Source organism: Sphaerisporangium fuscum (assembly GCF_018531465.1).
GTDB lineage: Bacteria > Actinomycetota > Actinomycetes > Streptosporangiales > Streptosporangiaceae > Sphaerisporangium > Sphaerisporangium fuscum.
The window spans coordinates 79,795-103,066 of the sequence record NZ_JAHDTF010000028.1 but is presented as its reverse complement, the minus strand read 5'-3'; the positions used below and the strand labels follow the sequence as shown (position 1 = coordinate 103,066).

The following is a 23,272-nucleotide window of genomic DNA, read 5'->3' as shown; positions in this document are numbered from 1 at the left end:
GATGAGGTGCTGGTCAGCGGGGGTCGTTCGCGGCGGCCGCGGCGGTCTCGGTCCGGCGGCTGTCTTGTGGACGACGCCGACGGAGACCTTGACCCTGGCATCAGCCGGTTGACCACCCCGGGCCGCATCGTCGCCGCCGTACCACTGACCGGATCCTTCACTCGCGGCATGCGACCTCGTGCGCACCTTGTCATAGCGGGCGGCGCAGCCCGTCCAGCACGAGGGTGATGACATCGTCGGCCTCGGCCCGCCAACCGGGGCGGTCATGGGCGGCACCGATGCCGTGCAGCGCCATCATCACGGCACCGGCGCCCACGTCGTCGCGAACGGCGCCGTCCCGCACGGCGGCGGCCACCAGGTCGGTCACAGCCTGCTCCAGCGCCCGGCTGCCCTCGGCGAGGACACCCGAGCGATCGGCCATGAGCGTGGCCAGCGTCCGGGCCAGGCCCTCGTGGGCATCTATGTGGTCGACCATGCCGCGCAGGAAGGTCGCCAAAGCCTCCGCCGCGGGCAGCGTGGCCTGTAGCCGGCGGGCGCGGTCGCACAGCTCGGCGACTTCCCCGTGGTAGACCGCCTCGGCCAGTGCCTCCCGGGTGGGGAAGTGCCGGTACAGCGTGCCGGTGCCCACCCCGGCCAGGCGGGCGAAGTCATCGAAGCGCAGGTCGAAGAAGTCGCCGGCGTCGAAGACCTCTCGCGCCTTGGCGATCAGGGCATCGCGGTTGCGTCGGGCGTCGGCCCGCAGCGGCTTGTCGGCGGTCATGCGCTACCTCGCGTTGACAAAATGGAGACGGTCTCCATATTTTCGAAAAGTGGAGATGGTCTCCAGATCGATCGTACCCCACGAGGTGCAGCGTGAAGATCCTTATGTTCGGCCGAGGCGTGATCGCCACCGTCTACGGCTGGGCCCTGCAACAGGCGGGACATGACATCGAGTTCTACGTCCGGCCGGGGCGCGCGGCGACGTACGGAGACGCGGTGGACCTCGACCTGATCGATACGCGGCGCCGGGTGTGGGGGCAGCGCGTCGTCGAGAAGTGGCCGGTGCGCTACCGCGAGGCGCTGGAGCCGGACCACGACTTCGACCTGATCGTGCTCAGCGTGCCGCACCACCGCCTCGCGGAGGCGACGGCCTTCCTGTCCCCCCGTGTCGGCCAGGCCACGGTGCTGGTCTTCGGCAACATCTGGACCGAGCCGCTGGCCGCGATCGGCGCACTCCCTGTCGACCAGATCGCCTGGGGCTTTCCCCAGGCCGGTGGCGGATTCGGCGCGGACGGCGTGCTCCGTGGGGCGCTGCTGCCGTCGGTCATCTTCGGCACCCTCGGCCGGCCCCCGACCGACCGGGAGCGCGCCGTGCGCCAGGCGTTTCGCGAGGCCGGGCTCCGGCTCAAGGAGCAGCCTGACTTCCGCGGCTGGCTGTGGGTCCATTTCGTGTCGGATGCCTGCCTGTTCTCACAGGGCCTGCGGCGGGGTTCCCTGTCCGAACTGGCCGGGGCGACGGGCGACCTGCGCGAGGGGCTGCTGGCCGGCCGCGAGCTGCTGCCGCTCCTCGAGGCGCGCGGCGTTGACTTGCGACGTCACCGGGCCGGTGTGCTGCCGTTCCGTGCGCCCACCTGGCTGACGGCCCTCGTCCTCGCCTGGCTGACCGCTCATGTCGCGCCCGTGCGCGTGAATTTCGCGGCGCACTCCGACCCCGACGCCGAGGAGCCGCGTGAGATCTGCCGGGACACCCTGGCCGAAGCACGACGATTGGGCATCTCGGTACCGCGATTGGAAGCGGCGGAACCGAACTTCGCCCGTGAAGGGACGAGGCGAGTCTGAATGCCGAGTGCGTTCCCTGCAGAGGCGAGTGGCAGCTCCGACCTACCGCTGGAGTATGGGGCGACCTGGTGGTTGATCGTTCCGGTGTAGGTGCCGGCGCGGCCTGGGTGGGGATGGTGATGATCAAGATGGGGTTCCGGCTGGCGAAGCCCCGACGGAGTAGCAGCCATGGAAGTAGGTGACGCCCCCCGTCACCCCGACGTGCCGGCCGCCCAACGCCGCGAACGTGCCCGCATCCGTAGCGAGAAGGGTCTCCGCTGGCGCGGCCGACCCCTTGCACCGGCCGCCTGAAATCCTCACCCAACCTGGTGATCGTTGCCGGTGACAGCACTAGGCGCGCCGGTGGTCGCCGCTCGCGCCGTCGATGAGCTCGCGCACGATGTCCATGTGGCCGACGTGCCGGGCGGTCTCCTCGATCATGTGAATGAGCACCCAGCGCAGCGTCATCCTCTCGCCGCGCTCGTTGGTGCCGAGGTCCTCGAGGCCGAACTTCTCGATGACCTTGTCCGATGACGCGCGGGCGCGGGCGTAGAAGGCGAGGACGTCGGCCGTGGTCTCGCCGGGGTCGACGCGCAGGTCGGCGTCCTCGTCATCGTCGTCGAACGGGAGCTCCTCGTGCTCCTGCCCGAACGTGTCGGCGAACCACCAGTACTCGACCGCCGCCAGATGCTTGACCAGGCCCAGGAGGTTCGTCCCCGACGGGGTCATGGGGCGTCGCAGCGCCTCGTCGTCCAGACCCTCGACCTTCCACAGCACCGCGTCGCGATGCCGGTCCATGCTGGCCTGGAGGCTTTCCTTCTCACCGCCGGTGAACGGCACTCTTTTCATGCACGGAACGTAACAGTTGCCCCACCACTCGGGCTAAGCGGTAGGGCCACCCGGCACACCCGCCATGGACCTCGAACGGCGTGTCATCAGACCCGGTGAACGTATGTGGTCAACGCACTAGACGACCGAACGACCTGTCGCGGGTTGGTGGCTGGTCGCTGATCAGCTGTCATTCGGCGTCGACCGCGGTCCGGGTACGCGGTCATGCGCTCAGTCCGGCCGGCGGGCATCGCCGCCGACTCGTGCGTCTCGTTGGCCCCGCCCTGGGCGCACCACCCCGGAGATCGGGCGCTCAGTCCGTGTCTGATCCGGTCTTCCACGCGGAACGGAGCTGCTCTGCGGCATCGGTGGCTTGGCGAAGACCCGCCTGGTAGGCAGGTTCCCAGGCCGTCCGGTCATTCAGGTCCGAACCGAATGCGCGTATTGATTCCGGATCTGGATCGATGGTCACCACTGTGCGTGCCCCGGCGACCTCCAGCTCCTGGTGGAGCAACTCGCGGGGAAACAGGTGCGCCTGCGGGTCGATCACGACGAGCGTGCGAGCTCCGGCCGCGAGTCCGGCGTTGGTCGCCGACCGCAGGGAGCCGTCCATGTACCGGCGGCCGTTGATGGTGATCGGTGGGTAGATGCCCGGAAAGGCGGTGCTTGCCGCCACGGCGGCGGGCAGCGGTGCGCCACTGGCACCGTCGAAGACCTCCTGCTCGCCTGTCTCGGCGTCCAGCGCGGGGATGAGCAGCTGCCGGTCCGGCCATTGGTCTGCGCCGGCCAGGGCACGCATCCGGGCGATATGTGCCTGCTCGGGGCCGGTCTCGGCGGCCAGCGCGATCTGGCCCACTCGGCGCCGCGCCTCGTCGGGGTTGGCGGCGGCACTGCCGAGCACGGCGAACACCTCGCCCAGTCGGCGCCTGTCCACCTGGGGAGGAGTGCTGCCGGAGTCGGCAGGGCGGATCGGGGTGGCGAGCCGGCCGGGGTCTTGGCCGGTGGCCAGCACTGCGCCGATGATCGCGCCGGTCGACGTGCCGACGATCAGATCGGCCTCGCTGAGATCCATCCCGCCGCGGCGCAGTCCGTAGGCCAGTCCGGCCATCCAGGCCGCACCAACGGGGCCTCCAGCGCCCAGTGCGAGTGCCCGGTCGAGTATATGCATGACTGTCTCCTGCCGTTGTTGAAACAGTCGTACCATATACTGACGTAGGTACGGTTCGGCGCTGGCGAGAGGATGATCCACCGTGGGGCGACCCCCAGATCCCGCCCGACGGGAGGCCACGCTGGCGCGGGCGACCGATTACGTACTGGCACACGGCCTGGCCGGATTGAGTCTGCGGCCGCTGGCCGCGGCTCTCGACACCAGCCCGCGGATGCTGCTCTACGACTTCGGCAGCAAGCAGGAGCTGGTGTCCGCCGTCCTTGCCGAGGCCCGCCGCCGCGGTGCGACACGGTTGGCTGAGAGCCTCCCGCCGGAGGCGGCCTCTCCGGAGGAACGCCTGCGCGGCATCTGGGCCTGGATGAGCGCACCCGAGCGCACCCCGTACGTACGGCTGATCTTCGAGGTGCACGCCGACGGCCTGGCTCACCCCGAGAACTACCCGGACCAGGCCGAGGCGATCACGAACTGGTTCGACACCCTCGGCGCCACGTTCCGCGACATCGCCACCACCCCTGACGACACCGTCACTCCCACGCTGGTGATGGCCGTCATCCGAGGCCTGCTGTTCGATCTGACGACCACCGGCGACCGCCACCGCACCGACCGCGCCCTGGACCGCTTCTGCGAACTGCTCCGGCATTGAACGAAGACAAGCGATCACGCGGTGACCGCAGGTCACAGCGCGGACTCTGCCCGCCGGCCGGACACCTGCACGACGACCAGGCGGGACTCGTGGTCGCCGAGACCGCCCCTCGGTGCGACCAAGGGAAAGGTAGCTCTGCGTAACTGTCGCTGCCGCGACGCGCGAGACTCCGACTCGCCGGAACGCTGATTCCGTCCGAACCTTCGCACGGCATTGACGCAGCTCCCCTGCTTCTCCCTTGGTGACACGGATCGAGTGGAGGACCGAGGCCAAGGACAGCAAGGGCGGCCGCAGCCCGGCCATCAAGATCGACAAGACCACCGCCGCCCGTAGCGCTTACCTGTACGGCCGATCCGCCGCCGCCCTGACCCGCGAGCATGAGAGACACGTCAATGGTGATCCAGAAGACACCTGTTCCAGGCGGACCCGGCGTTCGTCCCCCGGCTGACGTCACGAGGTTCGCCACATCGTGAGCCGCTCGCCCGGCCCTGCGGCGACCATCACGCCCTCATCGACGGCGAGCGCGCCGAGAGCTTCAACTATGTCGTCCGCAGCGTCGGGTACTCCCGTGGCATTCGTCACATATGTCCCACCCCGGATGATGTGCCATCATAGGTATCGTCACTTCGACGATAAGGGGGTGCCATGACCGTGGAGCGCTATCCTCGCCGCGGCACCGGCCCCGGCCACCTCTTCCCGACGACAGCGCCTACACCACCGCGGCGCCGGTCGGCATCGGCGCCATGGCGATCACGACGCTGACAAGCCTCGCTCTCGCCCGCCGACGCTCGTCCGAGACAACCCGTAAGTCACATGCACTCATCCCAGCACTGGAGGTTCCATGCTCAAGGGCTACTGGGTCAGCGTCTACCGCACCATTTCGGACCCTGAGAAGCTGGCCGCTTACAACAAGCTGGCCGGTCCGGCCGTCCGGGCCGCGGGCGGTCGGACCCGCGTCCGTGGCGGCCGGGTCGTGGCGCATGACGCCGGAATCGCCGAGCGCACCGTCCTGGTCGAGTTCGACAGCTTCGAGCAGGCCGTCGCGGCGTACGAGAGTGCGGCCTACCAGGAGGCGCTGGTCGCCCTCTCCGACGGCGTCGAGCGCGACTTCCGCATCGTCGAAGGCATCGACTGACCGAGGTGCAGTCGGATCTTCATCGGAGATCCACCAACTTGGTTTCCGCTGGTGGCGGGGTTCGTGGGTGCTCGTGCTGGTCGGGGCGCGGCACGGCCAGGACGATCACGACGATCCGGCCCGCCGGCAGGGACCGCCACCGCGATCTGATCGCTTTCAGGTGCTTGCGCAGCAGGTCGGTGACGTATTGGACAGTTCTCGTGGTCGAAGTCCAGTGGGTTCCGTCGTGAAGACCTTCATTCACGCTGAACCCACTGGAGTCCCCGCCCCCCATCGGGCGGGCAGGGCTCCCCCCCATCAGACCGTGTGGCGTTCGGCCGGCTCGGGTACGTCGTCGCCTGCGGCCTGCGGGGTGGTGGCGGTACGGCGCGGCGAGAGCAGCGCGATGAGGGTTCCGAGCAGCATGCCGGCGGCGGCGAGGTAGACGGCGGTACGGCTTCCGTCGGCGATCGAGGAGCGGAGTGCCGGCCCTGATCCCTTGGCGCCGGCGTTGGCGATCGCGATGAGTACCGCGAGACCGATGGCGTTGCCGAGGTTGAGCGTGGTGGAGGCCATGCCGGAGGCGACGCCTTGTTCGCGGGGCGCGACTCCGGCCGCTGCGGCGATCCACATGGCGGTCCAGGTGACGCCCTGGCCCACGCCCGAGATCACTAGCCCCGGGACGATCGCGGGGTAACCGCTGCTGTGGTGGAATCCGAGTGCGAGGAAGAGAGTGCCGACCGCTCCGGTGAGGAAACCGGCGAGCAGGGTGGTGCGGGTGCCGAGGCGGGTGGCGAGGCGCTCTCCGAGTTGGGTACCGGTCGCGATCGCGAGTGACGGTACGAGGAAGGCCAGGCCGGTCTGCAGTGCGCTGAAGCGATGGACGGTCTGCAGCAGCACGGTCAGGAAGTACGGCAGGGTGCCGAACGTCGCCATGTAGAGGAAGGTGACCGTGATCCCGGCCACGAGGCTGCGGTTGCCGAAAAGCCGGGGCGGCATCAGCGGGTCGGCGCTGCGCCACTCGATGACCACGAACGCGGCCAGCAGCACCACCGCCAGAGCCACCACCGCGATGATCGCCGGGGACATCCAGCCGATCTCCGGTCCCTGGACCAGGACGAACACCAGCAGTGTCGCGCCGCCGGTCACCGTCATGGCGCCTGGCAGGTCGAACCTGCGGTCTTCTTGACGACGCCCGTCACGCGGAATGACGGCCAGGGCGGCGATGGCGACAAGGCCGGCCAAGGGCACGTTGACGAAGAAGACGGCAGGCCAGCCGAACGCCTGCGTGAGGACGCCGCCGAGCAGGGCGCCGACCGTGAGCCCGCTGGCTCCGGCGCCGCCCCACACCGCCAGCGCGCGATTCCGCCGGGGCCCCTCCTCGAAGAGCGTATTGATCAGTGACAGGGTCGAGGGCAGCAGTAGCGCTCCGCCGATGCCCTGGATCGCGCGGGCGACGACGATGACACCCGGGGTGCCCGCCAGTCCGCCGGCCAGCGAGGAAGCGGCGTAGACGGTCAGGGCGAGAACGAAGATCCGGCGGCGGCCGAGCAGGTCGGCGGCGCGTCCGCCCAGCAACAGGAACCCTCCCGCGAACACGACGTAGGCGCTGACGACCCACTGCTGTGTCTGGCCGGAAAAGCCCAGGTCGGCGCCGATCTCCGGCAGCGCCACGAACACGATGTTGAGATCGAGGGAGAAGATCAGCTGCGCCAGCGCCAGCAGGGCCAGGCTCCAGCCCAGCCGGGTGCCACCTCGCCGACTCCGACCCGACGACATGGACATATCGGTCATCAGTCCGCCTTCCACATTGGTATGACTGTACGCATACTCGCATACAGTACGTAGATACGTAAACAGACGTAAGATCTAGATCGAAGGAGGATGACGAATGTTCGCTAGTACGCGTACGTAAACTGTGTCCGTGATCCCTCAGCATCCCGAACGCCACCAGATCCGGCTGGAGAACGTCCTCACGGCCCTGGGCAACCCGTTGCGCCTGGAGATCGTCCGTACGCTCGCCGCGGGCGGCGAGCAGGCGTGCGGGACGATCCTCGACGGCGTGTCGAAGTCGACGCTGACCCGTCACTGGAAGGTTCTGCGCGACAGCGGGATCATCTGGCAGCGCCCCTACGGCCGCGAGAACCTACTGTCACTGCGCCGCGAAGACCTCGACATCCGCTTCCCGGGCCTGCTCGACGCCCTGCTGACCGCCGCCGACATCAACGCCGCCCCCATCGAACGACCAAGCGCCCAGCACTGATCGGGACAGCACCAACCAAGCCGCCGACAAGCACGCGCCGCGCCCCACCTGCCGACGACGACCGCAGGCAGAAAGTGCGTGCCGCGCAGTCGGGAGTGGTGCCGCCGTTGCGGGAGGGCTGGCAAGCAGTCCCGTGAGTACACGGCGCTCTGCCCGATCGGGGGGGTTCACCCCTGCCTTGGGGTGGACGCCCACTGCGGCACACTATGAGGCATGCTCTACGGCCGCGAGGCGGAACAGTCGGCGATCGATCGGCTGCTGGCCGATCGTACTGGCGTACTCATCCTGAGTGGTGAGGCGGGAATCGGGAAGACCGCGCTGCTGGAGTACGTCGCCCGCACCGCTCAGGGGCGTGTCCTGCGGGTGAGCGGGGTCGAGTCGGAGGCCGAGCTGCCGTTCGCTGCGCTGCACCTGCTGCTCCGCCCGATGTTCGACCGCATCCAGGCGCTGCCGGGACAACAGGCCGACGCCCTGATGAGCGCGCTGGGGCTGGGCAGGGCGGCGCCCGGTGACCGCTTCCTCATCCGGCTCGCCACCCTGAGCCTGCTGACCGAACTGGCGGCCGACCAGCCGCTGGTCTGCCTGGTGGACGACGCCCAGTGGCTGGACCAGGAGTCGGCGGACGCCCTGCTTTTCGCGGCCCGCCGCCTGCACGCCGAGCCCATCGTCGTCATCTTCGCCGCGAGGGACGACGGACCGTCCTTCCCGGCCTCGGGCCAGCCGGAGCTGCGGCTGACCGGGCTGGCCCCGGAGCCGGCCGCGCGCCTGCTCGCCGAGCGTGCGGACGAGCTGGCGCTGGCCGTGCGCGAGCTGATCGTGGCCGAGGCGCACGGCAACCCCCTGGCGCTGCTGGAGCTGCCGCACACGCTCACACCCGAGCAACGGGCCGGGGCGTCCGTACCGCTGGCCTTCTCCCTCGGCGTGGCCGAGCCTGTCTCCGGCCGGGTGCTGGCGGGTTTCCGCGCGAGGATCGAGGAGCTGCCCGCCGCGTCCCGGACATGTGTGCTGGTGGCGGCGCTGGACGACAGCGGCGACCTCGACACGCTCAACCGCGCGCTGCACGGCTTGGGAGTGTCGCTCACCGACTTCGCCCCCGCCGAACGCGCCGGGCTGGTCCGGATCACCGGGGCGGGTGTCGCCTTCCGCCATCCCCTGGTCCGCACGGCGGCCCGGCTGGCGGCGGACGTGGCCCAGCGGGTCGCCGCGCATCAGGCCCTGGCCGAGGTCACCGACGAGGATCGGCGGGCCTGGCATCTGGCGGCCGTGGCCACGGGACCCGACGAGCAGGTGGCCCGAGGGCTGGAGGAGGCCGCCACCCGCGCCGCCAGACGCGGTGGCCGGGCCGCGGCCTCAGCGGGGTACGAGCGGGCGGCACGGCTCTCGGCCGATCCGGCGGCCCAGGCACGACGCTGGTCCGCCGCCGCGGCCGCCGCTCTGGACGCGGGCCTGTGGCCGCGCGCCGAGGAGCTCACCCGCCGGGCGGTGCCGGTGGTGTCGGAGCCGGCGGTGGTGGCCGACGTGGCGCGGGTGCGGGCGATGCTGGCCTTCCACGCGGGGCGGCCGCTGGAGGCCACCCGGCTGCTCCACGACGGCGTGGAGGCCCTGGGCGCATCCGATCAGGAGACAACGCTGTCCATGCTCAGCCTGGCCGCCGTCTACACCTGGAGCAGCCGTCCGCATCCCGGCCAGGCCGCCCTGGCCCGCCGCACGGCGGAACTCACCCCGCTCGTCGACGGCCCGCTGAGCGTGATCAACGAGTTCAACCGGCAGGTGTCCCACCTGCTGCGAGGCGAATACAACGCCGTCATCACCATGCCTTCCATTCTCGGACGCCGGCCGGCGCTCCCGTACGAGCTGCGCGTCATGGCGACCTACCTCGGATTCGTCCATGGCGACCAGCAGGTGATGCTGGAGGACGCGAACCTCCTGGTCGCGGAGTGCCGCCAGGCCGGACGGGTCGGGCGGCTCCCACAGGCCATGATGCTGCAGGCCGCCGCCCAGATCCTCAACGGAGGCCACCGCGCGGCGCGAGCCAGCGTGAGCGAGGGGCTGCACATCGCGGCGGACATCGACCAGCCGTACTGGCACTTCTACCTGTCCGGTATGTCCGCCTGGCTCGCCGCGGTGGCCGGGGCCGAGGACGAATGCCACAAGCTGATGGCACGAGCGCAGACGGCCGAGACGTGGATGACCGGCGGCACGTGGGCCATCTACGCCTCCATCATGCTCGACCTGGTGGCGGGCCGGTACGCCTCGGTCCTGGAGCGCATGGACGGCGTCCCCGCCGGGCCGAGCCGGAACGCCTTCATCTGGAGGTACGCCTACCCCGACCATGTCGAGGCGGCCGTCCGGGCGGGCACCCCTCACCGGGCACATCAGGCGCTCGAACGCTTCGCCTCCTGGGCGCGGGCCACCCGGCAGCCCTGGACGCTGGCCATCCTGGAGCGCTGCCAGGCCATGGTGACCGGCGACGGCGCGGCGTACGAGCGGGCGCTGGCCCTGCACCGCGAGAGCGAGCAGCCCTTCGAGCAGGCCCGCACGGAGTTGCTGTACGGCGAATGGCTGCGACGCCGGCAGCGCCGCACCGAGTCCCGGACGCATCTGAACGCCGCCATGGACACCTTCACCCGCCTCGGTGCCGTCCCGTGGGCCGAGCGAGCGGCGGCGGAACTGCGTGCCACCGGTGTATCGCCGTCCCCTTGTCACTTCGGCGAGGACCTGCCGGCGACGCTCACCCCGCAGGAGCTCAACGTGGTACGGCTGGCGGCCGGCGGCGCCTCCAACCGGGAGATCGGCTCACAGCTGTTCCTGAGCCCGCGCACGGTCGCCTACCACCTGTACAAGGCCTTTCCCAAGCTGGGCATCACCTCCCGGGCCGAGCTGGCCAGGCTGGTCATCACCTGAGCCGTTACCTAAGCGGACGGCCGGGCGGCGCCGGCCACTACCGTCAGGTGACGGAGGCGGTGCGGCGGTGTCCGTCCCTAGCGTGGCCGGCATGGAAATCCCCACATATTCCCTGGCCGAGCGGGATCGCCGCTGGGCGCTCGCCCGCGAGATCATGGAAGCCGAGGGCGTGGAGGCGCTCATCGCCTACGGCGAGCACGAGTGCGTGGACCTGGCGCCCTTCGCCCCGGATGTGTACTTCACCAACGACCGGCCCGGCGCCATCGTCATCTTCTGCCGCGACGCCGACCCCATCGAACTGACCTGGTCGACGCTCCCCGTCGCCGACCACATCCAGGCGACCAGGCGAGGCGAGACGCTGTGGATCCCCCCGGAGCGCATCCGCGTCGCCAAACACGCGGCCGGTGTGGTGGAGGTCCTGCGAGAGCACCGGCTGGACGCGGCGGCCGTCGGCGTGCTGGGGCTGGACCCCTACCCGCCGTTCCACATCAACCCGATCATGCCGCACGGGCTGTGGTCCCAGGTGCTGGCCGAGCTGCCCGAGGTGACCTTCAAGCCTGTCGGGCTGAGCTATCTGTTCGCCACCATCTGCCAGTCGGAGGAGGAACTCGCCGTCGTCCGGCACTCCGCCGAGACCGGCGACGCCATGGCCGAGGCCATGCTCGAGGTGGCCCGGCCGGGCGTCAGCGAGGCCGAGGTGTACGCGGCCGGCATGGAGGCGGCGTTCCGGCGCGGCCTCGCCGCCCCCGGCATGCTGCTGTCGTCCGGGCCCGGCTTCGTCTCCTGGGGACCGCCCGCCTGGTCGTACCGGCCGCAGGCGCCCCGCGTCATCGAGGAGGGCGACGTCATCATGGCCGAGGTGTTCTGCCGCTTCGGCATGAAGGAGACCCAGCACCAGGTCGCCATCGCCGTCGGCGAGCCGCACCCCGACATCGAGGCCGGCGCGAAGGTCGCCCGCGCCAGCTACGAGGCGGGCCTGGCCGCGGCCCGTCCGGGCAACACCTTCGGCGACCTGGTGGAGGCCATGGAGGGCCCGCTGCGGGACGCCGATGCCTGGAACGTCCACCCCCTGGTCCACACGCTCAACCCGATGGGCCCCGTCTGCGGCTTCGGCGCGGGCCTGCGCAGGCTGCCCGAGGCGGCACGGTACGGCCGGCTGTTCGACCTGCCCACGATGGGCGGCGAGCTGCCCCTGGCACCCGGGATGACCTTCGCGTTCGAACCCAACGCCGTCATCGGCGAACGCCTGACCAACCTCGGCGGGACCGTCGTCATCGGCGAGGACGCCCCCGTCGAACTCAACCCCTTCACCGCCCAGCTGCTGAGGAGCCACCTGTGATCACCGTCGACCACACCGCCGACTACCCGTACTCAGCGGAGGCCGTCTTCACCGTCCTGTCCGACCTGGAGGGCTATCCGGCCTGGCAGTCGGACGTGCTGGAGGCCCACGTCGACGGACCGCCACGGGAGGGCGCGGCGGTCGCCCAGGTGCGCAAGGTCATGGGACGGCGCACCGAACTGGACCTCACCATCACCGAGTACGTCCCCGGCGAGCTGATCACCATCCGGACCGCCGCCGGCGCCCGTCCCGGCGTGACCCAGAGATACGCCGTACGGCCGTTCGAGGACGGCTGCCGGGTCGAGTTCCGGCTGGAACTCGACGGCGTGCCGAAAATGGCCGAGCACCTGGTCCGCGCGCAACTCGGCAAGCAGGTGCCGCTGTTGTTCGAACGGCTCGGCGCGCTGCTGGAGGCATGATGTCCACGAGCCACATCCCCGAACGTGAGCTGGCCGAACGGCCGGGCGGGTACGCGGGCCCGAACCTGTCCCCCGCAGGCCTGCGGCTGGTGCCCCACACCTTCGCGGACGGCGTGCACGCGCTGATGGCGACGGTGCCGCCCAAGGACAACAACGGGCTGGTCGTCGGCCGCGACGCCGCCCTGGTCGTCGACGCGGGGATCACCCCGGACGTGTCCACGATGATCCAGGAACTGGTCGCCGGGCTGACCGACCGGCCGCTGCGGTTCCTGGTGAACACCACCTACCACGGTGACCACACCTTCGGGAACATGGCGTTCCCGAAGGAGACCGTCATCGTGTCGTCGCGGCTCAACAAGGAGAACATGACCGACCTCGCCTACGAGAAGCAGGTCAGGTCGGGCAACATGTACGGCGACGAGGCGTTGTTCGACGAGGTGACGACCTGGCGCGCCCCGGATGTCGTGTTCGACACCTTCGCCGAGATCGACCTGGGCGGACGAGTGGTCCAGCTGTGGCGGTTCGGCCCCGGCAACGGTCCCGGTGACACGGTCGTTCACGTCCCCGACGCGGGCGTCGCCTGGGTGGGGAACCTCCTGTGCCACGCCGGTATCGCCCCCATGCTGCTGCAGGGCGGACCCGAGCCGTACCTGGGCACCCTGCGGAGGATGAAGCAGGCGCTGTCCGGCCCGCTGACGATCGTGCCGGGCCACGGACCTTCCGGCGACGGCCACGCCGCCATCGACGACCTCATCGCGTACCTGGAGCGGTTGCACGACGAGGTCCTCGCCGCGGTGCGGGCCGGTCGTACCGTGGAGGAGACCATGGGCGCGTGCACCGACCCGTGGGCGGAAGGCCTGGACCCGACACTGACCGCCGCCCTCGCGCGGTACCAGGTGCCGCAGGACATGGCCCGCCGCGGCATGCTCGACCTGTGCCGCAACCTGCACCGGCTCAACGTCCTGTCCACCTACCGTCTCTACACCCGTCCGTGAGCGGTGGACGGCGATCGCCCCGACCGGCCGATCGCCGTCCACTCCGGACCTCAGCCGAAGGTCATCGCCGCCCCTGACCCCGGGAACGGATGGCCGCGAACTGGAAACGCCATTTGCGCGACGGGTCCGCGAAACCGCCCGGGTCCGGGGAGCGTAGTATTTTGGCTCCGAACGGTTGGAGGGATCCGAGTGCCGTCGCAGCGTTCCATCACGGAGACCGAGAAACTGGTCGACGCCAAGTTGGGCGGAGCAGTGACCTTGCGCCGCGAGCAGATGGCCGTGGTCGCGAACATCTACCGAGCCGCGTCCACGGTGCGTCAGCACCTGGAGAACTCGGTCCTGCGAGAGGCCGATCTGACCTGGACCGCGTTCGTCGTCCTCTGGGTGCTGTGGATCTCGGGCGAGTCGGAGACCAGGTACGTCGCCGAGGAGGCCGGCATCTCCAAGGGAACCCTGACCGGTGTCTCCCGGACGCTCGAATCCCGGAATCTCGTGACGCGCTCCGATCACCCTTTCGACGGGCGACTGGTGCTGCTGGCCCTGACCGCGGAGGGTACGGCCCTGATGGAGAGGGTCTTTCCGGCGTTCAACGAGGAGGAGGCCTTCGTCACCGAGCGGCTCACTGACGAGCAGTGCCGCCATATCGCCGAAGGGCTGCGCCAGGTGGTGCTCCAGGTGGAGCAGAACGGTGAAGGGCGCCGGCTGGCACTGCTGGACGGCCGGCAGCCCGCTCCACGGCGCAGTGGTCGCCGCGCCAAACGCCCTGAGCCTTCCTGCGAACCTTGAGAACACCACCGGCCTTCGCGGACGGGGACGTCCGGTGCGACGGAGTCGAGCATCTCCCGGTTCGGTACGCGTCCCAGGGCATGGGCGTCCTCGTCCCGTCCGGCCCGGTCGATCACCCCGGCGGTGACGGACAGCGCCTGGGCATGCGGTGGTCATGTGGGGGTGTGCACGGAAAGCCGGCACCCCCTCGGGCGCCCGTCGGCACCGTGAGCCGGCACTCGTTCTAGCCGTCGCGGCCGTCCCGGGTGCCGAGCAGCCGCAGCAGGGACCGCAGCCGGGCGAGCGCGGCCTCGGTCACCCCGGGCTCGGCGAACACGAGTTGGTGCAGGACGAGGCCGTCCAGGGCAGCGAACACGAGCCGGGTCAGAGCCTCGTCCGCGTCGTCCGACAGGATGCGGGAGAGTTCACGCCTGGTCGCGTCGAAGTACTCGTCGTACAACCCGCGCACATGGCCGAGCAGTTCGGGCCGGCGGCGCGCCTCCAACAGCAGCTCGTACTGGAACGCCTGGGTTTCCGGGTCCGAACTGACCATCGCCGAGAGCCCCGCGGCGAGGTCCGACACCTCTCCGGTGCCGCTCTCCAGCGCGCTGACGCTGACGCTGGTGCGGACGGCGTGTGCGAGTGCCTCCTCGATCAGGGCGTCGCGTGAGCCGAAGTGGTGGACGACCAGGCCGTGAGTGACCCCGGCTTCCTCCGCCACCGCTCGATAAGTGAGTCTGCGCAGCCCGCCCCGGGCCACCACCGCGACCGCGGCTTTCAGCAGGGCCTCACGCCCCGCGCCGTAGTCGACCGCCTTGGGGGTCTTGCGGGGCCGCCCGGCGTTCCCACCCGTACCGCCGTCCCCGCGCGATCGGCCCGCCTTGCCTGTCTCCGTCATCCCGGCGACCCTACAAGGCAGCCTCCCCCCGCGGTCAGCGCCGCGGGGGCTCGACGGTGGTGCCGTCCGACAGGACGCGGCGGTACTCGTTGCGGGCGAGTTCGGGGTCGCCCGGGTAGTCGTAGGGCATCCGGGTGATGCCGCGCGGCGGTTCCTCGGAGGTGAACAGCCCGGCGCGCCGCTCCTGGGCGGTCACCACGAACTCGACGGTGGTGGCCCAGTGCGAGTCCAGCACCACGACGGTGTCGTAGTCGTCGCGTTCGAAGACCTCCCGGCGCAGTTGCTGCAGGTGGCCATGGGGACTCCTTGGGGCGCGTCAGGAGAAGAGGGCGGGCTGTTTCAGCAGCTCGGGGCGGTAGCGCGCCGCAGAGGCGGCGGCGCTGCGGCCGCCCAGGGCGACGACTCCGACGAGCCGGCCGTCGTGGTGGTGGCCGAACACGACGTCACCGCGCGGGTCGCCGTCGAGCACGCGGACGTCGGCGGTGCCGAGGGCGGGTGCTCCGAAGGACTGGAGGCGGAAGTCGTGCTGGTCGCTCCAGAAGGTCGGCAGCGGCGCGAACGGTTCCACGCCGGGCTCCTCACCACGGAGACCGGCGACGAGTGTGCGGGCCGCGTGCCTGGCGGTGTCGGCCGGGATGCACCAGTGCTCGACCCTGCGCGGCACGTTGTCGTAGCGCGCGTTGGGGAAGCGCGCGACGTCTCCGACAGCCACCACGTCCGGCAGCGATCCAGCGCGCAGGTGCTCGTCGGTGAGCACGCCGTCGCTGAGGTCGAGGCCGTTGCCCGCCAGCCATTCGGTGTTGGCGAGGGAACCGACCGACTCGACGACGACGTCGGCGGGCAGTTCGGTGCCGTCGCCGAGCACGACTCCGGTCACCCGGCTGCCGCCGGTGAAGGCGGCGACGCCGGCACCGAGGACGAACCGGACGCCGCGTTCCAGGTGACGCCGCAGGAGTTCTCGGGCCGGCGGCTCGCCGAGCGGCCGCAGCATGGGCAGCGGCTCGGGATCGACCACGGTCACCTCGGCCGCGCCGAGCGCGACGGCCGTCGCGGCGACCTCGCATCCGATGAAGCCGGCACCGACGACGACCACGCGCACACCCGGGCGCAGCAGCTCGGCTCGAAGGCCCTCCGCGTCGGCGAGTGTGCGGACCGTGTGGCGGCCGGCCGTGGGGCCGGGGCAGCCCAGTCGGCGCGGGCGCATGCCGGTGGCGATCACCAGGGCGTCGAAGTCCAGCGTTTCGGCCCCCTCCACCATGTCCGGGCCCGCGATGGCGATCCAGTGGCCATCCACGTCCGCGCCGGTGACGCGGGTTCCTAGGCGCCATTCGACGTCGGCGACGGACTCGCGCAGAGCGAAGGCGAGCGATTCGAACGGCGCCCTGCCGGCCAGCACCTCCTTCGACAACGGAGGCCTGTTGTAGGGGGGATGCGGTTCGTCACCGACGACGGTGATCGCGCCCCGCCAGCCCGCGGCGCGCAGCTGCTCGGCCGCCCGCAGGCCTCCCATGGAGGCCCCGGCGATCACGATTCTGGGTGTCATGTCAGTCTTCGATCCGGATGGCCTGCAGCGGACAGACGTCTGCGGCTTCCTCGACCTCGGCACGCAGCGCCTCGTCCGGGCCGGTCACATAGGCGAGGCGTCCAGCCTCGTCGAAGGCGAAGACCTCAGGGGCGGCGAAGACGCACTGTCCGTGTTCCTGGCACTTGTTCATGTCGACGACGACCTTCATGGCCGGTCCTCCTGGGGACGGAGAGAGTGTCAGAGCGCGGAGGCCGGGGTCACCGGCCGGTACTGCGCGGCAGGTGCCCGGTCCTTCAGCCGGGGTTCACGACACGGCGAACTCATTTGGCTCCAAACAAGATAGGTCTCAGCGCAGGCCCGGTCAATTGCTATCCATATGGATAAGTTTCTTCCCGGCCACCTCTTGCGGGAGCACTCCGGGATCCATAACGTTTGATGCCAAATGGAAGGGGTGGCTGCGCCCTCCGCCTCGGGTCCCTCGCCCACTCCCCTGCTCTCGCCCCTCAGGAGGCATCGGTGAGCGCATCCCCGTCCCCGGAACCGAGCCGGCCGTCACCTTCAGGAGCTCCCATGACCGCTGTCCACCGTTCTCCCCTCGACGCAGTGCGGGAACCCCTGCCGCTGGATCAGGTCGACCTCGCGAACCTCGACAACTTCACCGACGGCGTCACCCCCTGGCGCATGTTCCACACCCTGCGTCACCAAGACCCCGTCCACTGGCAGCCCGAACCGGCGCCCAACTCCGGGTTCTGGTCGGTGACCCGCCACGCCGACATCGCCCGCGTCGGCCGGGACGCCGAGACCTTCACCTCCGCCCGCTTCGTGAACCTGGAGGAGCTGGACGACGACCAGATCAAGAAGCGCGCCTCCATTCTGGAACTGGACGGCGTCCGCCACCGCGCCCTGCGCAGCCTGCTGCAGCGCCAGTTCGGCCAGAGCACGATCAACCAGTACGCGGACTTCCTCCGCGGCCTGACGGCCAAGACCCTGGACGCGGCGCTCGCCAAGAGCAGCTTCGACTTCGTCGCCGACGTCTCCGCCGACTTCCCCATCAACGTGCTGGCCCGGTTGCTCGACGTACCGCCGGAGGACAATCAGAAGCTCATCGACTGGGGCAACCGCATCATCGGCAACACCGACCCGGACTACGCCGACGTCCTGCTCCACAGCGAGGAGAGCGAGAAGTACCGAGACCTGCCGTTCCGCTCCCCCGCCTCGCTCGAGGTCTTCGAGTACGGCCGCGAACTGGCCAGGCAGCGGCGCGGCGGCAACGGCACCGACCTGGTCTCCCGCCTGGTCAACGAAACCCCGCGTGACGGAGTCCCGCTGAGCGACCAGGACTTCGACAACTACTTCCTGCTCCTCGTCGTCGCCGGCAACGAGACCACCCGGCACACGATCAGCCACTCCATGCTGGCACTGATCCAGCACCCGGAACAGCTGACCCGCCTCCAGGAGGACCCCTCACTGATCCCCACCGCCGTCGAGGAATTCCTGCGCTGGGCGTCCCCGGTCTACCACTTCCGCCGCACCGCGACCCGCGACGTCGAGCTCGGCGGCAAGCGGATCCGCGAGGGAGACAAGGTCGTCATGTGGTACGCCTCAGGCAACCGCGACGAAGAGGTGTTCGGCAACCCCTACGACTTCGACGTCGCCCGCACCGACAACGACCAGATCGCCTTCGGCAAGGGCAGCCCGCATCTGTGCCTGGGCAACCTGCTGGCCCGCACTGAGATCCGCATCATGTTCGAGGAGCTGATCCCCCGCCTGTCCTCGATCCGCCTCGCCGGGGACGTCCCGCGTGTACGGTCCAACTTCGTCAACGGCATCAAGAAGCTGCCCGTCGAAGTCACCCTCGCCTGATCACCCGGGCCGCGTCCACCTCCGTGCCGCGGACGCGGCCCTTGCCCGAAGGCCCGGATCTGCCGTATTCCGGCGGCACCGACGTACGCCAAGGTCTCGACTCGCACGGGGCCGCTGTCCGAAACCCAGCGGCAAAGACAGGCGGCCAAGGGTGAGTGCTGTCGGTCACGACCGACTGACGCTGTTCCTTCTCACCGGCAAAGCCTCGATCAGCGCCATCGCGGCCCGCTGCCGGAGGAGACCGGTCGGGCGGCGGCGATCGTGAATCCGGCCGAATCCTCGCCCGCCGTGTACGCCGCCGCCCGCCCGGTGTTCGAACCGCTCCGCGGGACGGCCCGGGCTCGCCCGGTCAGTACAGCGGATCCGCCCGGAAGGTTTCGAGCAGGTGAGCTCGCACCCTGGCCACGGCGGGCCTGGCCTGGGCGCCCATGCGGACGGCGAGGTATCCGGTGTTGATGGGCGGCTCCTCCGGGTCGGCCAGAGTGACCAGGGTTCCCGCCTCCAGGTCGCGGCGGCACAGGTAGGCGGGCAGGACGGAGATGCCCATGCCGGCCCTGACCGCGCTGATCACGCCGCGCAGGTCGGGGATGACGATCTGGGCGGCCATCGCGGGCCGCCGGCCGAACACGATCCGCCAGTAACGCCGCACTATTGGCAGATCCTCCGCATACGCCACCAGCGGCACCCCCGCCAGCACCCTGGGCCCGACCTCGCCCCCGGCCGCCCGCAACGCGTTGCCCACTTCCGGGGCGGCGACCAGGAGGAACTCCTCGTCGTACAGAGGGTCCGCCCGCACGCCGCGGACGCGGGGGCGGATCGTGGACACCACCAGGTCCAGGCGGCCCCCGGCCAGGTCGGCCAGCAGGTCGTCGGACAGGCCGAGGGTCGTGCGCAGCCGGAGCCCGTCCCGTACGAGCGGCGCGAGCATCGGCATCACCACCTCGCACAGGAACTCGGCGGGCCCGCCCAGATGCATGGCCCCGTCCGCGGGCAGCTCGGACTCCACCACCTCGTCCAGCGCGTCGAGCGAGGCCGCCACCCGGCGGGCCAGCTCGTCGGCGGCCGGCGTGGGCGCGACCCCGCGCGCCAGCCTGTCGAACAGCGGCCGGTCCAACGCCGACTCCAGGGTCTTGACCTGCGCGGTCACGGCCGGCTGCGACAGGCCGAGCGTCTGCGCGGCGGCGGTGATGGAGCCGGTCCTGTGCACCGCGAGGAAGGTACGGAGCAGGTCGAGCGAGAGAGGCGACATATCACTATTCTGATGGCTAAGCGCAAGGTTGGTTATTTGTGACTGATGGCCGCCGGGGGCGATGCTGTCGACATGAGCAAGCGCATCCTGATCGCCTTGACGAGCCACGACGACCTCGGCGGCGTGGAGAAGACCGGATACTACGTGCCCGAGGCGGCCCACCCCTGGGAGATCTTCCGCAAGGCCGGATACGAGGTGGACGTCGCCAGCGTGCGCGGCGGCGAACCCCCGCAGGACGGATTCGACCCCGCCGACCCCGCCCAGGTGGCCTTCCTCGCCACGCCGGAGTCCCGCGACACCGCCCGCCTGGCCGACGTCGATCCCTCCCGCTACGACGCCGTGCTGTACGCCGGCGGCCACGGCACCATGTGGGACTTCCCCGACGACCCGGGCGTCCTCCGCGTCGGCCGGGAGGTGTACGAGCGGGGCGGCGTGATCGCGGCCGTCTGCCACGGCCCGTCCGCGCTGGTGAACCTCACGCTGTCCGACGGGTCACACCTGGTGGCGGGCAAGCGGGTGGCGGCGTTCACCAACGCGGAGGAGGAGCTGCGCGGCGTGGCTCACGTGGTGCCCTTCCTGCTGGCGGACAAGCTGGTGGAGCGGGGCGCCCGGCACGAACCGGGCCCGAACTGGCAGGCTCAGGTCGTCGTGGACGGCCGCCTGGCCACCGGGCAGAACCCCGCCAGCGCCGCCCCGCTGGCCGAGCGCGTCGTCGGGCTCCTCGCCGAACGGCGGGTGTGAGGGGTCCGAACACCGCCGGTTGGCGGTCGTGAACCACGGGCGCGGACGCCGACCGTCATGGAAAGCGCCTCGCGAGCCGTGGAAGCGCCGCACCCGCCGACACCGACGTGCGATCGAGGCTCGCCAGGTGCCCGGAGTCCGATGGCGCTGCGCCCGGGAAGGGACGCATCCCGGGCCGGCCCCTCCCCGGATGTGTCCGGGGCGGCCCTCCGGCGTCGTCCGCGCGGCCGTTTCACTTCACCGCGCTGACCCTCCCGCCGGAGGGACGACGGCGACGTCCCTGCTCATCCCGTCTTCGCCGGTCCCGGAACTGTCGGTGCGGCCCGGCATGATGGAGCCATGAGCGACGCGCCACCGATCACCGTTCTCGCCGACCAGGCCGCCTACGCCGAAGCGGTCCAGCTCGCCGTGGACGCCTCCGCCGCCTACTACGGCGATGGCACCTCCAGCCTGGATGACGACGCCTACGACCGGCTGGTGCGCGGTATCGCGGCCTACGAACAGGCCCACCCCGACCAGGTTCTGCCGCACTCCCCCACCGGCAAGGTCGCCGGGGGCGCGGTGGTCGGCGACGTCCCGCACACCGTGCCCATGCTGAGCTTGGACAACGTGTTCAGCGCCGAGCAACTGGCCGACTGGGCCGCCTCCCTGGAACGCAGACTCGGCCGCCCGGTCACCGCCTTCAGCGTGGAGCCCAAGCTGGACGGGTTGGCGATCTCCGCCCGCTACCGCGCGGGCCGGTTGACGCAGTTGGTCACCAGAGGTGACGGCGTCGCGGGTGAGGACGTCAGCCATGCGATCGGCACCATCGTCGGGCTGCCCGGCCGGCTGGCCGAGCCGGTGACGGTGGAGATCCGCGGCGAGGTGATGATGACCACCGAGCAGTTCGAGCAGGCGTGCGCCAAGCGGACCGCGCACGACGGCACGACGTTCGCCAACCCGCGCAGCGCCGCGGCCGGCACCCTGCGCGCCCAGGACCGGCCGTATGTCTGCGAGCTCACGTTCTTCGGCTATGCCGCGCTCCCCTCCCCCGGGGACGAATCCGACCTGGCCGTACGGCTGCGGGAGCTGCCGCACAGCCAGATCATGGCCTGGGTCGCCGAGCAGGGCGTGCGGACCACGGCCGAGACACCGGTCGCCGGGATCGTCGCCACCAGTCTGGAGCAGGTGCGAGAGCGCATCGAGCAGATCGCCGCCGCCCGTCCCGAGCTGGCCTTCGGCATCGACGGCATCGTCATCAAGTGCGATCTGGCCGAGGACCAGGCCCAGGCCGGGTTCAGCTCCCGCGCCCCCAGGTGGGCGACCGCCTACAAACTGCCCGCGACCGAGAAGATCACCAAGCTGGTCGCGGTGGAGTGGAACACCGGCCGCACCGGCGTCATCGCCCCGCGCGCGGTGCTGGAGCCCGTCGAGCTGGACGGCAGTGTCGTCACCTACGCGACCTTGCACAACGTCGCCGACATCACCCGCCGCGGCCTGATGCTCGGCGACAGCGTGGTCGTCTACAAGGCCGGTGATGTCATCCCGCGCGTGGAGGCTCCCGTCGTGCACCTTCGCACCGGAGACGAACAGCCGATCGCCTTCCCGCAGGTCTGTCCGACCTGCGGCGACGCCATCGACACCTCCCAGGAGCGGTGGCGGTGCGTCCGCGGCCGCGCCTGCCGGGCGATCGCCTCCATCAGCTACGCCGTCGGCCGCGACCAGCTCGACATCGCCGGCCTGGCCGACAACCGCATCCAGCAGATGCTGGACGCCGGTCTGATCACCGACTTCGCCGACCTGTTCTACCTCACCCGCGAGCAGTTGCTCGCCCTGGAGCGGATGGGCGAGGTCAGCACCGACAACCTCCTCGCCGCGATCGAGCACGCCAAGTCCCAGCCCCTCAGCCGGGTGTTCTGCGCGCTCGGCGTCCGTGGAACCGGCCGGTCCATGAGCCGCCGGATCGCCAGGCACTTCGGCACCATGGAGGCGATCCGCGCGGCCGGCGCCGAGGCCATCCAGGCGGTGGAGGGCATCGGTCCCGAGAAGGCCCCCGTGGTGGTCGCCGAGCTGGCCGAGCTCAGCGACCTGATCGACAAGCTCGTCGCGGCAGGCGTCACCATGACCGAACCCGGCGCCACCCCGAGCACCTCCGGCGGCGAACAAGCCGACGCAGCAGAGGCGGCGGCCGCGCTGCCGTTGGCGGGCATGTCCGTCGTGGTCACGGGCGCGATGACCGGGCCCCTGGAGACGCTGTCACGCAACCAGATGAACGAGCTCATCGAACGTGCGGGTGGCAAGGCATCCTCCAGCGTCTCGGCCAGGACATCACTGCTGGTCGCCGGGGACAAGGCCGGGTCGAAACGGGCCAAGGCCGAGACCCTGGGCGTGCGCATCCTCACCCCCGAGGAGTTCGCCGAACTCGTCGCCCTTGTGCCGACGCCCGCCTGACCGGTCCCCCGCCTGCAGAGGGAGGTGGCTTACGTCCCTGTAGGCGGGGATCAGTACGCCGTCCGCGCGGAGAGGGTGCGCATCAACGCCGAGCGGGAGCCGGCCGCGCTGAGGGCCGCGCGCCTGGAGCAGATCGCCGCGGTCACCGCCCATGCCGAGGAGGCATCGGCCCGCGCGGCCCGTGCGGAGGTTCACGCCGAAGAGGACAGGGCCGAGCCGCCGCTGCCCGGCAGGGCGCGCTCCGGGTACCGGCGCGAAAGCCGCGCGTCTGGCGGGGAGACCACGGACGTTCACCTCGCCGGACAGCGGGCGCGTCCGAAAGCGAGGCACC

Annotated in this window: 21 protein-coding genes; 12 read left to right on the top strand and 9 right to left on the bottom strand. The window is 70.6% G+C overall.

Going from position 1 to position 23,272, the window contains the following annotated elements; genetic code table 11:
- Positions 1 to 190: 190 nt before the first annotated feature.
- Positions 191 to 760, bottom strand: coding sequence for a TetR/AcrR family transcriptional regulator (locus KIK05_RS32610; RefSeq protein ID WP_214414676.1), 570 nt, complete (start codon positions 758 to 760; stop codon positions 191 to 193).
- 92 nt (positions 761 to 852) lie between these two features.
- On the opposite strand from KIK05_RS32610, the gene KIK05_RS32605 reads away from it, so the two are divergent.
- On the top strand, positions 853 to 1,818 hold the full coding sequence (locus KIK05_RS32605) for a ketopantoate reductase family protein (RefSeq protein ID WP_214414675.1): 966 nt from the start codon (positions 853 to 855) through the stop codon (positions 1,816 to 1,818).
- 330 nt (positions 1,819 to 2,148) lie between these two features.
- On the opposite strand, the gene KIK05_RS32600 is transcribed toward KIK05_RS32605, so the two are convergent.
- Together KIK05_RS32600 and KIK05_RS32595 are read right to left on the bottom strand one after the other, a co-directional pair.
- The gene (locus KIK05_RS32600) at positions 2,149 to 2,646 is read right to left on the bottom strand and encodes a DinB family protein (RefSeq protein ID WP_214414674.1); all 498 of its coding nucleotides are present in this window, start codon (positions 2,644 to 2,646) and stop codon (positions 2,149 to 2,151) included.
- Positions 2,647 to 2,938: 292 nt separating this feature from the next.
- Positions 2,939 to 3,793 (bottom strand): patatin-like phospholipase family protein, encoded by an 855-nt coding sequence (locus tag KIK05_RS32595; RefSeq protein WP_284681489.1) that lies wholly within the window; start codon positions 3,791 to 3,793, stop codon positions 2,939 to 2,941.
- A gap of 82 nt (positions 3,794 to 3,875) precedes the next feature.
- Here KIK05_RS32595 and KIK05_RS32590 point away from each other — a divergent pair, with 82 nt between their 5' ends.
- A complete protein-coding gene (locus KIK05_RS32590; protein WP_214414672.1) occupies positions 3,876 to 4,436 on the top strand; it encodes a TetR/AcrR family transcriptional regulator in 561 nt (186 codons plus the stop codon).
- An 841-nt stretch (positions 4,437 to 5,277) separates the two neighbouring features.
- Positions 5,278 to 5,571 carry a DUF1330 domain-containing protein gene (locus tag KIK05_RS32585; RefSeq protein ID WP_214414671.1) on the top strand — a complete coding sequence of 98 codons (294 nt, stop codon included), beginning with the start codon at positions 5,278 to 5,280 and terminating at the stop codon, positions 5,569 to 5,571.
- 297 nt (positions 5,572 to 5,868) lie between these two features.
- Here KIK05_RS32585 and KIK05_RS32580 read toward each other — a convergent pair whose 3' ends face one another.
- Positions 5,869 to 7,344, bottom strand: coding sequence for an MFS transporter (locus KIK05_RS32580; protein WP_250563838.1), 1,476 nt, complete (start codon positions 7,342 to 7,344; stop codon positions 5,869 to 5,871).
- Positions 7,345 to 7,474: 130 nt separating this feature from the next.
- On the opposite strand from KIK05_RS32580, the gene KIK05_RS32575 reads away from it, so the two are divergent.
- The 6 genes from KIK05_RS32575 (at position 7,475) to KIK05_RS32550 (ending at position 14,256) form a co-directional block, all read left to right on the top strand.
- On the top strand, positions 7,475 to 7,813 hold the full coding sequence (locus KIK05_RS32575; protein ID WP_214414670.1) for an ArsR/SmtB family transcription factor: 339 nt from the start codon (positions 7,475 to 7,477) through the stop codon (positions 7,811 to 7,813).
- 213 nt (positions 7,814 to 8,026) lie between these two features.
- A complete protein-coding gene (locus KIK05_RS32570) occupies positions 8,027 to 10,717 on the top strand; it encodes a helix-turn-helix transcriptional regulator (protein ID WP_214414669.1) in 2,691 nt (896 codons plus the stop codon).
- Between the two features lie 91 nt (positions 10,718 to 10,808).
- Positions 10,809 to 12,056 (top strand): M24 family metallopeptidase, encoded by a 1,248-nt coding sequence (locus KIK05_RS32565; protein WP_214414668.1) that lies wholly within the window; start codon positions 10,809 to 10,811, stop codon positions 12,054 to 12,056.
- Complete coding sequence (locus KIK05_RS32560; RefSeq protein ID WP_214414667.1) at positions 12,053 to 12,475, top strand: SRPBCC family protein; 423 nt, start codon at positions 12,053 to 12,055, stop codon at positions 12,473 to 12,475. Before KIK05_RS32565 ends, KIK05_RS32560 begins: the two co-directional genes overlap by 4 nt.
- Positions 12,475 to 13,470 (top strand): MBL fold metallo-hydrolase, encoded by a 996-nt coding sequence (locus KIK05_RS32555; protein WP_214414666.1) that lies wholly within the window; start codon positions 12,475 to 12,477, stop codon positions 13,468 to 13,470. Before KIK05_RS32560 ends, KIK05_RS32555 begins: the two co-directional genes overlap by 1 nt.
- A 189-nt stretch (positions 13,471 to 13,659) precedes the next feature.
- A complete protein-coding gene (locus KIK05_RS32550; RefSeq protein WP_214414665.1) occupies positions 13,660 to 14,256 on the top strand; it encodes a MarR family winged helix-turn-helix transcriptional regulator in 597 nt (198 codons plus the stop codon).
- A 223-nt stretch (positions 14,257 to 14,479) separates the two neighbouring features.
- Here the strand turns inward: KIK05_RS32550 and KIK05_RS32545 are convergent, their stop codons facing one another.
- From KIK05_RS32545 to KIK05_RS32530, 4 genes are read right to left on the bottom strand one after another with little or no spacing between them, the layout of a single operon-like run.
- Positions 14,480 to 15,133, bottom strand: coding sequence for a TetR/AcrR family transcriptional regulator (locus tag KIK05_RS32545; RefSeq protein ID WP_214414664.1), 654 nt, complete (start codon positions 15,131 to 15,133; stop codon positions 14,480 to 14,482).
- 34 nt (positions 15,134 to 15,167) lie between these two features.
- Positions 15,168 to 15,413, bottom strand: a complete 246-nt coding sequence (locus KIK05_RS32540) for a class III extradiol ring-cleavage dioxygenase family protein (protein ID WP_308250204.1) — start codon at positions 15,411 to 15,413, stop codon at positions 15,168 to 15,170.
- A 36-nt stretch (positions 15,414 to 15,449) separates the two neighbouring features.
- Positions 15,450 to 16,676: an NAD(P)/FAD-dependent oxidoreductase gene (locus KIK05_RS32535; protein ID WP_214414663.1), complete on the bottom strand. Its 1,227-nt coding sequence runs from the start codon at positions 16,674 to 16,676 to the stop codon at positions 15,450 to 15,452.
- A 1-nt stretch (position 16,677) separates the two neighbouring features.
- On the bottom strand, positions 16,678 to 16,866 hold the full coding sequence (locus KIK05_RS32530; protein ID WP_214414662.1) for a ferredoxin: 189 nt from the start codon (positions 16,864 to 16,866) through the stop codon (positions 16,678 to 16,680).
- 362 nt (positions 16,867 to 17,228) lie between these two features.
- On the opposite strand from KIK05_RS32530, the gene KIK05_RS32525 reads away from it, so the two are divergent.
- On the top strand, positions 17,229 to 18,521 hold the full coding sequence (locus tag KIK05_RS32525) for a cytochrome P450 (RefSeq protein ID WP_214414661.1): 1,293 nt from the start codon (positions 17,229 to 17,231) through the stop codon (positions 18,519 to 18,521).
- Between the two features lie 349 nt (positions 18,522 to 18,870).
- On the opposite strand, the gene KIK05_RS32520 is transcribed toward KIK05_RS32525, so the two are convergent.
- Entirely contained in the window at positions 18,871 to 19,770 is a 900-nt protein-coding gene (locus KIK05_RS32520; RefSeq protein WP_214414660.1) for a LysR family transcriptional regulator, read from the bottom strand.
- 72 nt (positions 19,771 to 19,842) lie between these two features.
- On the opposite strand from KIK05_RS32520, the gene KIK05_RS32515 reads away from it, so the two are divergent.
- Together KIK05_RS32515 and ligA are read left to right on the top strand one after the other, a co-directional pair.
- Positions 19,843 to 20,511: a type 1 glutamine amidotransferase domain-containing protein gene (locus KIK05_RS32515; RefSeq protein WP_250563836.1), complete on the top strand. Its 669-nt coding sequence runs from the start codon at positions 19,843 to 19,845 to the stop codon at positions 20,509 to 20,511.
- 339 nt (positions 20,512 to 20,850) lie between these two features.
- Positions 20,851 to 22,941 (top strand): NAD-dependent DNA ligase LigA, encoded by a 2,091-nt coding sequence (ligA, locus tag KIK05_RS32510; RefSeq protein ID WP_214414658.1) that lies wholly within the window; start codon positions 20,851 to 20,853, stop codon positions 22,939 to 22,941.
- Positions 22,942 to 23,272 lie beyond the last annotated feature (331 nt).